Annotated in this window: 9 protein-coding genes and 1 pseudogene; 4 read left to right on the top strand and 6 right to left on the bottom strand. The window is 69.7% G+C overall.

All coding sequences use genetic code 11. The features are described 5' to 3' along the window. Positions 1 to 26 precede the first annotated feature (26 nt). From BLU62_RS25525 to BLU62_RS25515, 3 genes are read right to left on the bottom strand one after another with little or no spacing between them, the layout of a single operon-like run. The gene (locus tag BLU62_RS25525) at positions 27 to 434 is read right to left on the bottom strand and encodes a DUF6802 family protein (RefSeq protein ID WP_425284591.1); all 408 of its coding nucleotides are present in this window, start codon (positions 432 to 434) and stop codon (positions 27 to 29) included. A gap of 5 nt (positions 435 to 439) precedes the next feature. Next, a complete protein-coding gene (locus BLU62_RS25520; protein ID WP_074852606.1) occupies positions 440 to 1,939 on the bottom strand; it encodes an ERA-like protein 1 in 1,500 nt (499 codons plus the stop codon). After that, positions 1,936 to 2,751, bottom strand: coding sequence for a hypothetical protein (locus BLU62_RS25515; RefSeq protein WP_074853298.1), 816 nt, complete (start codon positions 2,749 to 2,751; stop codon positions 1,936 to 1,938). Before BLU62_RS25515 ends, BLU62_RS25520 begins: the two co-directional genes overlap by 4 nt. Positions 2,752 to 3,002: 251 nt before the next feature. Between BLU62_RS25515 and trmB the strand changes: the two genes are divergently transcribed. The 4 genes and pseudogenes from trmB to BLU62_RS25495 all read left to right on the top strand — a co-directional run bounded on the left by trmB (position 3,003) and on the right by BLU62_RS25495 (position 9,545). Then, the gene (trmB, locus tag BLU62_RS25510; protein WP_074852605.1) at positions 3,003 to 3,791 is read left to right on the top strand and encodes a tRNA (guanosine(46)-N7)-methyltransferase TrmB; all 789 of its coding nucleotides are present in this window, start codon (positions 3,003 to 3,005) and stop codon (positions 3,789 to 3,791) included. Further along, a complete protein-coding gene (locus BLU62_RS25505; protein ID WP_074852604.1) occupies positions 3,788 to 4,471 on the top strand; it encodes an NYN domain-containing protein in 684 nt (227 codons plus the stop codon). The genes trmB and BLU62_RS25505 overlap by 4 nt, the downstream gene beginning before the upstream one ends. A gap of 228 nt (positions 4,472 to 4,699) precedes the next feature. Beyond that, positions 4,700 to 8,001, top strand: a pseudogene (locus BLU62_RS25500) (MMPL family transporter). 197 nt (positions 8,002 to 8,198) lie between these two features. Continuing rightward, positions 8,199 to 9,545 (top strand): MFS transporter, encoded by a 1,347-nt coding sequence (locus BLU62_RS25495; protein ID WP_074852603.1) that lies wholly within the window; start codon positions 8,199 to 8,201, stop codon positions 9,543 to 9,545. A gap of 42 nt (positions 9,546 to 9,587) precedes the next feature. On the opposite strand, the gene BLU62_RS25490 is transcribed toward BLU62_RS25495, so the two are convergent. Genes BLU62_RS25490 through BLU62_RS25480 form a run of 3 tightly spaced genes read right to left on the bottom strand, consistent with a single transcriptional unit; the run spans position 9,588 to position 12,852 of the window. Next, positions 9,588 to 10,283: a response regulator gene (locus BLU62_RS25490; RefSeq protein WP_074852602.1), complete on the bottom strand. Its 696-nt coding sequence runs from the start codon at positions 10,281 to 10,283 to the stop codon at positions 9,588 to 9,590. A 29-nt stretch (positions 10,284 to 10,312) separates the two neighbouring features. Then, positions 10,313 to 11,527: a MacS family sensor histidine kinase gene (gene macS, locus BLU62_RS25485; RefSeq protein ID WP_208863664.1), complete on the bottom strand. Its 1,215-nt coding sequence runs from the start codon at positions 11,525 to 11,527 to the stop codon at positions 10,313 to 10,315. After that, positions 11,524 to 12,852 carry an AI-2E family transporter gene (locus BLU62_RS25480; RefSeq protein WP_074852600.1) on the bottom strand — a complete coding sequence of 443 codons (1,329 nt, stop codon included), beginning with the start codon at positions 12,850 to 12,852 and terminating at the stop codon, positions 11,524 to 11,526. Before BLU62_RS25480 ends, macS begins: the two co-directional genes overlap by 4 nt. Positions 12,853 to 12,872 lie beyond the last annotated feature (20 nt).

The raw sequence follows: 12,872 nt of genomic DNA, 5'->3' as shown, positions 1-12,872 counted from the left end.
GGACCGTCGACGGTTCCCCGGGCTGTTCAGCCGATGCGCCCCGAGCCGCCGGGGATCCACTCGCCGGTCTCCGGGTCGAGGACGGCCGAGCTGAATGCGCCGTCGGCGCCGATCTCGGTGATCTTGTCGACCTGCCCGTCCCGGTCGCTGTCGGTGTACACGGTGAACCCGTCCGGGCCGTTGCGGGTGAGCGAGTCGTTGACACCGTCGTTGTCGGTGTCGACCTCGGCCGGTCCGAGGTCCCAGATCCGGCCGTCCTCGTGCATCCACAGGTGATCGTCGAGATCGTCGGCGGCCGATTCCGCGTGGATCGCGGCCACCGAGTCGACGTGTGGTTCGAGTCCGGACCCGGCGCCGGGCAGGTCGCCGGTGTCGGGGCGGCCGGCGTCGAACGGATCGCCCGCCGGGTTGTCGCCGTCGAAGATCGAATCCATCGTGTTCACCTGTTCCCGTCGTCGGTTCGGCCTGGTTCGTCCGGGTCTGCTTCGTCCGGGTTTGCGGCCCACAACCTCTCGAAGCGTGCGAGGAGTTCGCGGTGGACGACCTCGGCGCGCTCTCGGCGTCGACGCGCCTCCTGGGTCGCCGTGCCGGTGCGCAGACGCCGGATGTCGTCGTCGATCTCCGCGACCTGTTCGGTCATCCGCCGCGCCCGGCGTTCGTGGGCCCGGGCGATCTGTCCCGCTATCCGCGTCTCGGCCGCGGAGAACCGCAGTCCGAGCTGATGGTCGAGTGCGGTGCGGGCGACGGCGAGCCGGTCGGTCCCGCGGGCGATGCGATCGGCACGATCCAGCGCGCCACGACGGACCCGGATCACCCAGACCGCCACCCCGATCCCCAACAGCAGCGTGAGGGGCATGCTGATCCACTGCAATGTCTGCACCGAGGACATCGGTGCGACGACGAGGCGTCCGACACCGAGGCCGGTCGAGGCCCCGATGACGACGAGCAACGCGTCCTCCGCTCCCCCGCGGCGACGACGGCTGCCCGCGCCATCGGCGGGCAACGGGGTGTCGGCCCAAGGATCGGGCGGGGAGGGCTCCTGCGGGGACGGCTCGGGGTCGAGTCCCACCAGCGCGGTGGCCGCAACCTCGTCGATGCGCTCGTCGGCATCCCGGCGGATGCCCTCGGCGAGGTCGGCCCACCGGCCGCGCAACCACGACTGGTGCTCGGCGTCGGCGTCCGGCGCATCCTCGGCGGCAAGAGCGGAGAGCTCGCGGACACGCGTCTGGAGTTCGGCCGAGGTCTGCACCCTCGCGCGGGCAAGTCCAGCGCGCAGGGCGGCGAGCCGGTCGACCCGACCGCGATCCCGCGACGCGAGCAGTCGACGACGCGCACCCATCAGGTCGTCGAGCGCCACGGACGAGTCGGTGTCGGTTCCCGCGTCGGAGCCGCCCAGCAGGTGTTCGACGGCACCCACACCGGCCGCGAGCCGGGCCCGCTCGACGCGTACGGCGTCGGGGAGCTCCTGCGCATCGCGCAGCCAGTCCACGAGCGTTTCGATCCCCGACTCGTCCACCGCGCCGCCGAGTGCCGCCGCTGCGGACACCCCGAACAGCGGCATCGTCCCGAACGGGTCGAGGGTCTTGCGGTGGGCGCGCACGATCCGCGGCCACTCCCAGAAGGCGTCGATCTTGGTGCACACGAGCGCGACGGTGCCGACCTGTGCGCGCATCCGCTTGACGAGGTGACGCTCCTCCTCGCCCACCGACGACGACGGGTCGACGACGACCAGCGCGACCCCTGGCTCGGCCCGGCGGTCACCGGCATGGCTGTCGCGAGCAACGAGATCGAGGTCGGGGGCCAGTTCGTGCACCGCGTCGACGAGCGTGCGGACGCCGACGCCCTCGGTCCCGACGACCAGGACCCCGGAGCCGGAACCGACGCGCTCCGCGTCGAATCCGGTCAGTTCGCGCGCCGCGTCGAGAAGCCGTGCACTCATCCGACACCTCCCGCCAGCAGCCGTTCGGCGCTCTCGCGGTCGTGGCCCGCGGCCGCCGCACGTTCGAGTGCGGCGCGGATCTCGACCTCGCGCCAGAACCGGACGCGACCCACGTGATCAGCGAACGCCGCGGTGAGCTGCGGAACCCCGCTGACCGCGTGCAGGGAGCGGTTGAGTGCAGCGGCGTCGGTTGCCGCCTCCGATCCCTCCGCGAGGAGGCGAAACGCGGTGTCGATGCCGAACGCGTCGATGCGGCGCAGCAACCCCTGCCGCAGGAGTCGTTCGCCCGACCCCGGGGCCCCGACGAGGAACCGGCCGGCCATCGAGGGCATCTCGACCTGCTCCGCGGCGAACTGCGCGAGGGCCGCGAACTCCGCTGCGTCGAGATCGGCGCACGCCAGCAACTGGGACACCGCGTACACGGGCAGCCCGAGCTGCGTCGAGGCCCGGGAGGCGACCTCGACGGCGGAATCCCAGTCGGGATGGGTGTCGGCCTTGCCGAGGACGACGACGACCCGGTCGGCGGGCAGTGCGCGCAGCAGTTCGTGATCGGCCCGGCGCGGCGGCCCGGCCAGCAGGAGAAGCCAGAGGTCGGCATCGGCGGCGGCGCGTGCGTCCTCGCCCGGGCCGATCACCGTCAGCGCCAGCCGCTCGCGCAGGGCCCGCGCCATGGTGTCGCGTCCGGCTCCCGGTCTACCGACCACCTGCACATGTAGAGGACGCAGGAAACGTCGTCCGGCCGTGGACAGGATGGGGACCAACGGCGACGACGGCTCTACGAGTCCGGCGAGTCCGCCCTGCTCAGCCGCCATCGACAGCGAGTTCCGGCCCGGCCGTCCCGCCGGTGACGGGTTCGTCGTCGTGCCCACGTTCGCCCCCACGTCTCACATGCCCTTCCCCGCCCGAAACCCCCGCGGGTTCCCGCGGCTGGCCCGAGACTAATCCCGATTCACCCGGATGGGCTTCCTGACCTCCACATCCCCTCCCGACCGGCCGTCTTGTCCCCACGACTCGCGTGTCACTTCGCGGACACGATCCCCCGCGACTTCGCGGAATAGCCACGATGCGCAACGATGGACGGGTGAACAACAGCGCTGACAGGTCACGGTTGTATCCCCGCGTGACGAGCTTCCGATTCCGCCGGGGGACCCTGACGACCGGGCAGCAACGCAACTGGGAGACCCTCTGGCCCGTGCTCGGCCGCGACCTCGAGATCGGCCCGGAACGCATTCCCGAACCCCAGCTCGATCTCGACGCCATGTTCGGTCGGGACGCTCCGAAGGTGCTGGAGATCGGCAGCGGCACGGGGATCTCGACCGCGGCGATGGCCGAGGCCGAACCCGACGTCGACGTGGTGGCGGTCGAGGTCTACAAGCCCGGCCTGGCCCAGCTGCTCGGCCTCATCGACCGCAACGAACTGACCAACGTGCGGCTCATCCGCGGCGATGCGTCGATCGTCCTGAGGGAACTGATCCCGTCGTCGAGCCTCACCGGCGTCCGGCTCTTCTTTCCCGACCCCTGGCCCAAGTCGCGTCACCACAAGCGCCGGTTCGTCCAGACGGGCACACTGGAGCTGATCGCCGACCGGCTCGTCCCCGGCGGCGTGCTGCACATCGCCACCGACCACGCGGGTTACGCCGAGTGGATCGCCGAGAAGCTCGCCACCCAGGACGCCGACCACCCCCATGTCGTGCAGCTGACCCGCGAGTCCCCGATCCTGCTGGAACGGCCGACGACGAAGTTCGAGGGTCGGGCGGAACGCGAGGGCCGGTACGTCAGCGAGTTCGTGTACACGCGGCCCATCGTGCCGGCTTCCGCGTCCGGCGACACCCCCGACGGGAGCCCCGCATGACCGACCAGACCGCCGGCGGATCCACTGCCGGATTCGCGGACACCATCTCGGGCCAGACCGGCACGCGCCGGATGCTGCTGGTCTGGGATGCGCCCAACATGGACATGGGCCTCGGCGCCCTCCTCGGAGGCCGCCCCACCGCCGCCCACCGGCCCCGATTCGACGCGCTGGGCCGCTGGTTGCTGCAGCGCACGGCAGATGTGTCAGCTCTCACGACGGACCAGGGCGCCGTCGAGCCCGAGGCGACCGTCTTCACCAACATCGCCCCAGGTAGCGCCGACGTTGTGCGTCCCTGGGTGGACGCCCTCCGCAACGTCGGATTTGCGGTGTTCGCCAAGCCGAAACTGTCCGAGGACAGCGACGTGGACTCCGACATGCTCGACCACATCGAACTTCGGAGGCACACTGTTGGACTAGCCGGCGTGATCGTGGCGTCCGCCGACGGTCAGGCATTCCGCGAGCCGCTCCTCGAAGTGGCCGGCGACGGAGTGCCCGTCACCGTCATCGGATTCCGCGAACACGCCAGTTGGGCCCTCACCACCGAGGAACTGGAGTTCGTCGACCTCGAGGACATCCCGGGCGTGTTCCGGGAGCCGCTGCCGCGCATCGGGCTGGACTCGCTGCCGGACGAAGGCGCCTGGCTCACACCATTCCGGCCGCTCAGCGCACTACTGCGCTGACCGGTGCGCGTGCCTCGTCGGATGACGTCGGGGTGCTCGCTGAGGGTGTCACCGACCCCGATACCTCAGGGATCACTCAGGCAACACTGTCAAGATCTCACGCAGAACTGACAGAATCGCGACCGGCACCGTTCACCCCGGCACGGCGCCCGCCCGAGCGCACCGACGGCCCGACACCCCCGATCGCGGCCCAGGCGCCCGACACGTCGCACACGAAAGGACATCAGCGTGTTCCGAGTAATCGGCACATTCGTGTATCGAATGCGCTTCCTCGTCATCGCGGTGATGATCGCCCTGATGGCGGGACTCGGACTATACGGTCTCGACCTCAGCAAGCATCTGAGTCAGAGCGGTTGGTTCGACCCCACGTCGGAATCCGATCGCGGCGCCCGCTACGCCGACAAGGCCCTCGGCCGAGACCACACGTCTGACGTCATCCTCCTGGTCACGCCACCCGAGGGCACGAAAGTCGACGACCCGGCCTTCGGGAAGAAGGTCGAGACCTTCGTCGAAGATCTCATCGCGACGCACCCCGACATCGTCGGGCGCGCCGATCCCGGCCTCTACGACCCGTTCCTCGTCCAGCCTGCGCAGAGCGCCGTCCAGGAGCGGCTGTTCACCCCGGACAAGAGTCAGGCCTTCATCAGCATCGGCGTCGCGGGCAACGACGACACCACGGTGCTGGCGAACTACAACACCATCGAGCCGTTCTTCGACGACATCGCCGAACGCTTCGACATACCCGGTGCCACCTTCGAGCTCGCCGGCCTGCAACCGGTCGCCGGCTCGATGGCCGACGGCATGGACAAGGACATCAAGCGCGCCGAGGTCATCGCGCTGCCGATCGTCGCGCTCATGCTGTTCTTCGTCTTCGGCGGCGTCATCGCGGCGTGTCTGCCGGTCCTGATCGGCGGTCTGACGATTGCCGGCTCGCTGGGCATCATGAAGATGCTCGCGCTGACCACCGAACTCAACATCTTCGCGCAATCGGTGGTCACGCTGATCGGTCTCGGCATCGCGATCGACTACGGCCTGTTCATCGTCTCGCGCTTCCGCGAAGAACTCGGCGAAGGCTATTCCACCAAGGCAGCGGTCCGAAGAACCGTGATGACCGCGGGCCAGACCGTGGTGTTCTCGGCGACGATCATCGTCGCCGCCCTGGCCTGCCTGCTGATCATGCCGCAGGGATTCCTCAAGTCGGTGGCCTACGGCGCCATCGCATCGGTCTCGCTCGCCGCGATCCTGTCGATCACGGTGCTGCCGGCGATCCTGGCCATCCTCGGCCCTCGCGTCAACATGCTGTCGATCGGCACCCTGCTCAAGTACACGGCGATCCCGCTCGTCCGACGCTTCTCCACCGAGGAACGCGCCGCCGCACTCGAGAACCGGTTCTCCGGGCGGATGAAGACCAGTCAGGAAGTCGAGAACGGCTTCTGGGGACGACTCGCCACCTGGGTGATGAAGCACCCGCTGAAGACGGCCATCCCGACCGTCCTCCTCCTGCTTGCCCTGACGGTCCCGTTCGGCAACATCCAGTTCGGCGGCATCAGCGAGAAGTTCCTGCCGCCGGACAACTCCGCCCGCGTGGCGCAGGAGAAGTTCGACGAGTACTTCCCCAGCGAGCGCACCGAGGCGGTCAAGCTCGTCATCGTCTACGACGAGACGAACCAGGAAGACCAGAACAAGCTGGAGGCCATCGCCCAGCAGGCCGATCAGGTTCCGGGATTCACGAACAAGTTCAGCGACCCGAGCAAGGCCGGGTTCGGCTCCTACGACCCCGACAACTACCCCAACGTCGGCGTCTACCAGGTCTCCGCCGGCCTCGTCGACCGCACCAAGGCCGCCCAGGCGATCGAGCAGCTGCGGGCGATCGACACCCAGGGCCTCACGATGTACGTGACGGGTACACCGGCACTCACCCAGGACTCGATCGACGCGCTGATGAACCGGTTGCCCCTGATGGCGATCATGCTGGTCCTCATCACCGGCCTGTTGATGTTCCTGCAGTTCGGTTCGCTCGTGCTGCCGATCAAGGCCGCACTGATGACCGCTCTCGGCCTCGGTGCGACGCTGGGCATCCTGACCTGGATCTTCGTCGACGGCCACGGCGCCGGCCTCGCGAACTTCACCCCGGGCCCGCTGTTCGCCGCGATCCTGGTCCTGATCATCGCCATCATCTTCGGTCTCTCCACCGACTACGAGGTGTTCCTGCTCTCCCGCATGGTCGAGGCCAGACAGCGGGGCGCCAGCACCACCGAGTCGATACGTAGCGGCATCGCCCACACCGGCGGGATCATCACCGCCGCGGCGGCCATCCTGGTCGTCGTGACCGGCGCGTTCAGTCTGTCCGAGATCGTGATGATGAAGTACATCGCGTACGGCATGATCGCGGCGCTCATCCTCGACGCCACCGTGATCCGCATGCTGCTCGTGCCGTCGGTGATGAAGTTGCTCGGCGACGACTGCTGGTGGGCACCGCGCTGGATGCAGACCCTGCAGCGCAAGATCGGTCTCGGCGAGGCCGTCCTCGAGGACGAGCCGGACGAGCAGCGCGACTCCGGCGTCGCACGCAAGATGAGTGCGGGCACGCTCGTCGCAGAGGCGCCGACCTCGGTCATGACCGCGGCCCGCACACGTACCGCCCCGCGGCCACCGGCCCGGGCCGGCGCCGTGCACCCGGCGGTGACGGTCGACAGCCCGTTCCCCCGCGTCCCGCCCCGATGGCACCGGTGACGAACGCACCGTCGACGACGACCCGCCGGCCCGGTGCACCCGTACAGCGCAACGGCGGCCAGGGTCCCGTCCCGCCCGCACCGACGCCCGGGGACGCCCCCGGTCGCCCGGTCCCGGGCCGCGTGGGCCCGTCGGCACCGCCCAACGCACAGCCGTCCGGCGCCCAGAAACCGGGCGGGCCGTCGTCGAACGCACCGGCACCGGGCGCGCCCACCGAGGCACCCGGGCCCGAACGCCGACCGGCGGCGCCGTATCGGCGTCCGGGTCTGCCCAAGAGCGACCGTCCGGACACCGGTGGATGGACTCTCGGCGAAGGCGGCATCCGTCTCGGCGACGCACCGCGCGTGAACGGTGATCGTCCGCCGGTCACCACTCCCCCGCCCCCGGCTCCGCCGGTCCAGACACCCCCGGCCCCGCCCGTCCAGACACCGCCGCCCGCGCCCGCACCCCCGCGCGACACGGGTTCGCGGTCGCCGCTCGGACGGCGTCCGAGCCTCGACGACGCGGGTCGCCGTCCACTGGCCGCTTCGGTGTCGCCGGAGAACTCGACCCCGACGACCCGCGGTCGCCGGACCCCGGGGCCGTCGCCGATGGAACGCGGGCTGAGCCCAGACGCCACACCGGCAGCCACGCCCCGGCCGGGGACCGGCGCACCGGCCCCCGAGCCGAGGTCCGGGGACTCGGACTCCCGCCGCCGCCGTCCGCGCGCCGACCGGCACGCCCGCTCGGACGAGTCCGGCGACGAGTCCCAGATCAGCGTGCAGGAACTGCTCAAGCGCAGCCGCTCGGAAAAGTGATCACCGCCAGGTGACCACCGAGAAGTGATCACGACCGGCCGGTGGGGGTTCGCCTCCACCGGCCGTTCTCGTTATCGATCACTCGCACTCGTGGATCAATCCGGGATGGGCCAGGACTGGGCATTGCCCTGATGTGACTGCGCCCACATCCCGCGCAGGATGTCCTTCAGCACACCATCGCCGGAGGGACAGCCCGCATGAACTCATCGACCTGGACGTCGCCGGAGCACCGCAGAAGCGTGCTCTGGATCGTCGCCCTCGCCGCCGTCGCCATTATCTTCGACGGGTACGACCTCGTCGTGTACGGCACGGTGCTGCCGACCCTGCTCGACGATCCGGGTCAACTGGGCCGTCTGACCCCGGCCACCGCCGGCGCGCTCGGCTCCTACGCACTCATCGGCGTGATGATCGGGGCGCTGGTGGCCGGTGCGTTCGGCGATCGGGTCGGCCGGCGCCGGATGATGTTGTTCAACATCGTCTGGTTCTCGGTCGGCATGGCGGCCACTGCGCTGGCCACCGATCTCGTCTCGTTCGGAATCCTGCGCTGTCTCACCGGTATCGGGATCGGCGGTCTGGTCGCGACCGCCGGGGCGATGGTCGCCGAGTTCGCGCCGACCTCCAAGCGGAACCTGTTCAACGCGATCGTCTACAGCGGCGTCCCGGCGGGCGGCGTTCTCGCATCCCTGCTCGCGATGCTGCTGGCCGATCACATCGGGTGGCGCGGACTGTTCTGGATCGGGGCGTTGCCGCTCGTGACGCTGCTCCCGCTCGCGGTGCTGAAGATGCCCGAGTCACCGCAGTGGCTCGCGGCGCGGGGCCGCTACGAAGAGGCCCGTGAGATCAGCGCGCACACCGGGATTCCGGTGGATCTACGGGCACGCCACCTCGGCGAGGAGCAGGCGCACGCACCCGCGAAGCTGGGCTTCGCCGCCCTGGTCACGCGCCGATTCGCCGTACCCACACTGCTGTTGGGCACGATGAGTTTCGTCGGGCTGCTGCTCACCTACGGTCTCAACACGTGGCTGCCGCAGATCATGGAATCCAACGGATTCGACGCCAAGGGATCGCTGGCCTTCCTGCTCGTGCTCAACGGCGGCGCCATCGTCGGCGGCCTGATCTCCGCCCGTCTCGCCGACCGTCGCGGTCCGCAGCAGGTGGTGGCGACGTCGTTCTGCCTGGCGACCTTCGCGCTCGTCTGCCTCACCTTCGGTCTGCCACTGCCGATCCTGCTGGCCGCGGTCGCGGTCGCCGGCACGGGCACCATCGGTACCCAGGTCCTGATCTATGGTTTCGTGTCGAATTTCTACCCGACCGAGGCCCGCGCCGCGGGGGTCGCCTGGTGCGCCGGCTTCGGTCGCCTGGGCGGGATCGTCGGCCCGGTCATCGGTGGCCTGCTGATCGGCGCCGGGATCTCGTCGGGAACCGCGTTCTACCTGTTCGCCGGGATCGCACTCGCCGGTGCGGCGGCCACGCTGATGGTCGTCTCACCGAGAGCCGCAACGTCGGCCCCCACCTCGCCGGCCGCCCTCGCCGCCACGGAATAGGTCTCTGCACAACGGCTTTCACAACACGGCCTGGAGAAGAACTCAGTCCTCCTCCAGGCCGTGTTCGATGACGTACCGGGTGAGTTCCACGCGATTGCCCAGCTGCAGTTTCCGGAGCGTGGCCTGGACGTGGTTCTCGACGGTGCGGTGACTGAGGGACAACCGTCGGGCGATCTGCTTGGCGCTGAGACCTTTCGCCACGAGCCGCAGTACCTCGGTCTCCCGTTCGGTCAGGGCCGGGGTCGCCGGTGAGGCGTCGGGCTGCTGGGACATCCTGCGGTATTCGCCCAGGACGAGACCGGCGAGCCCGGGCGTGAACACCGCCTGCCCGTCCGCGGTCGCGCGTACCGCGGACACGAGTTCCTCGCGGGACGATGACTTCACCAGATAGCCGCTGGCACCGGCCTTCACGGCCTCGAGCACATCGTCGCGTTCCCCCGACGCCGAGAGCACGAGGATGCGGGTCCGCGGCGACACCTCGAGCACCGCCGCGGTCGCGTCTGCACCGGAACCGTCGGGGAGCTGCATGTCCATCAGCACGACATCAGGGGTGACCGCAGCCGCGCGACGGCCCGCGCTACCCACCCCGTCGGCGGTGGCGACGACGTCGAAGCCCTCGTCGGCGAGGTCGCGGGCGACCGCGTCTCGCCAGATCGGATGATCGTCGACGACCATGATCCGCAGCCGCCCACCTCCGCCGTCCACCACGTGTTCGCCCTCCGATTCGACTGTGTCCATACGTTCCTCCCTCGGTCCCGTGACTGGTTTCATCGGCGCGGGACGGTGAACTCCCATTCGGTCCCGCCGCCGGGTTCGGTGTCGAGGACGGCCGTGCCGCCCAACGCCTCGATCCGGCCGACAATGGATTTCGCGACGCCCAGGCGCCCTTGTGACACTGCTTGAGCGAGTCTGCCCTCCGCGATGCCCGCACCGTCGTCGCGCACACTGACCACCACGTCGTTCCCCAGATCCTCCACCAGGATGTAGGCGCGCGCACCGGGTCCCGCATGGTGGTTCGTGTTGTCGAGAGCGTTGACCACCGCAGCGCGGATCTCCCGCCCGATGCCGGCGGCGACCGGGACGGGGTCGGCCGGAGCACTCACCGAGACCCGGTCGTCGGCGAACATCCGCAGCGCGGCCGCGAGGTCGAGCTCGTCGGCTCCTCCCGCGCCGTCGATCACGGACTCGGAGCCCGCATCGCCGGCGTCGGAGACGAGGCGGCGCAAGGCACGCTCCTGCTCGGCCGCCAGCGACGCGAGTTCCGCTGTGGCACCACCGATCTCACGCCCTCGTCGGGCGATCAGCGCAAGCACCTGCAGCACTCCGTCATGCACCTCCCGCGACAGACGCTCCCGTTCCTCGGCGGCCGCCGCGATACGTGCTGCCGCCGAGAGCTTCTCATGCGACCGGCGGGCATTGGCCGCGGCGAGTCCCACCGCCATACCGGTCGCGACGATCACGACGATCGTGGCGTTGCGCCCGAAGTTCAGGTTCAGCTCGCCCTTGACGAAGGTGCTCGTCCCGCCGACGACGAGACCGGCGACGATCCCACCGATCGGTCCGGCCAGGATCGCCACCGAGATCACCGCGTTGGTGGCCCACAGCGTCGTCGGCCAGGTCTGGTTGTTCCACGCCCAGTCGGCGTCGGCCACATAAGAAGTGGACAGCATCAGGCCGCACACTCCGACCACCTCGGCGGTCACCCAGTACCGGTTACGAGCGAATCCGACAAAGTAGCCGATGCCGCTGACCAGCGTCCAGGCCGTCAGCAGACCGAACAGCGCCCATGCGACGGCCCGGTGGTCCAGGTCGTCGTTGATGGCGATCTGGAAGCCCAGCGCATACAGATATGACAGCAGCCGGAAGATCTGCGCGCCGCGCCACAGCGGGCCGACCGGGTCGACGTCGACGGCACGGGCCAGCCGTCCGGCCTCGGTGTCCCGCATCTGCGCGACCCACCGCGCCGACGGTTGCGCAGTCACGGCGTCCCGGGCTCCCGCGGACCCGCCCCCGCGCCGTCCGCCCCCGCGCCACCCGTCTCAGTGCCACCCGCTTCCGGGTCATTCGGCTTCGGGTCTGCCCGGGTCGCCGGCATCGTGCCACCGGACTCGGCCAACGACTCCGCCGCCGCGTCGGGATCGGTGGTGTCCCATACGGGTCCAGAGGGTTGTGCTTCGTAACCGCCGACGGCCCCGGTGTCGGCATCGGAGTCCGAGGTGCCCTTGAGGTGCCGGATCGCGGTGTTCAGGAAGGCGATGAGCGGCACCGCGAGCAGGCCGCCGATGATGCCCGCCGAGACGAGACCCGCCGCGATCCCCAGGACCACCGCGACCGGATGCAGCCGCACCGAGCGGCCGAGAAGGAACGGTTGCAGCACATGGCTTTCGAGTTGCATCACACCGATCACGATTGCGAGTGCCACGACCGCCGCGATCCAACCCTGGGTGATCAGCGCGACCAACACGGCCAGCGAACCGCTGATCAGCGCGCCGACGATCGGGATGAACGCACCGAGGAACACCAGCGACGCCAGCGGGAGCGCGAGCGGCACCTGCAGGATGGCGAGACCCACGCCGATGCCGCAGGCGTCGACGAAGGCCACGGCGACCGTCGCCCGGACGTACCCGACGAGCGTGCCGAACCCGGCGATCCCCGCCCGCCACACCCGGTCACGGCTCGCGGCGGGTACGGCACCGACCGAGAACCGCCAGATCTGATCGCCTCCGTAGAGGAAGAAGATGAGGAGGAAGAGCGTGAGCAGCGCGCCGGTCAGGATCTCGCTCGCGGTGGTGGCGGTGGCGAGTGCGCCGCTGGTGACCCGGTCCTGGTTGTGCTGCAGGAAGTCCAGGACGTCGCTGCCCGCATTGCGCACCTGGTCGGGATCGAGGTCGAGCGGCCCCTCGATCAACCACTTCTTGGTGCTCTCGACGGTGGCACTGACCTCTTCGACGAGTTGCGGGACACCGCGCATGAACTCGCGCACCACGAAGGTCATGACACCCGCGATGAAGCCCAGGGCCAGGAGGATGTTCAGCAGCACCGCCAGGGAGCGCGGAACCCCGCGACGATCGAGGGCGTCCACCGCGGGCACGAGCATCGCCGCGACGAGAATCGCCAGCGCGACCGGGACCAGGACCTCTTCGAACTCCACGAACAGCTTCGCCGCGACGTACGCCGCGAAGAGGAGCAGGAGCAATCGCCACGCCCATTCCGCGGCCGCCCGCACCTGCGGGTGGACCCTGGCGCGGTCGAGGGACGCGAGGTCTGGGGCAGCATCCGGCCGACCGGCCGGTTCGGCTTCGCTCACGAGAGCAACAGTAGACAGTG

The sequence above is a fragment of the Gordonia westfalica genome, from assembly GCF_900105725.1.
GTDB lineage: Bacteria > Actinomycetota > Actinomycetes > Mycobacteriales > Mycobacteriaceae > Gordonia > Gordonia westfalica.
Note: the sequence above shows the minus strand (reverse complement) of the source record. Positions and strands in the feature narration are given on the sequence as shown.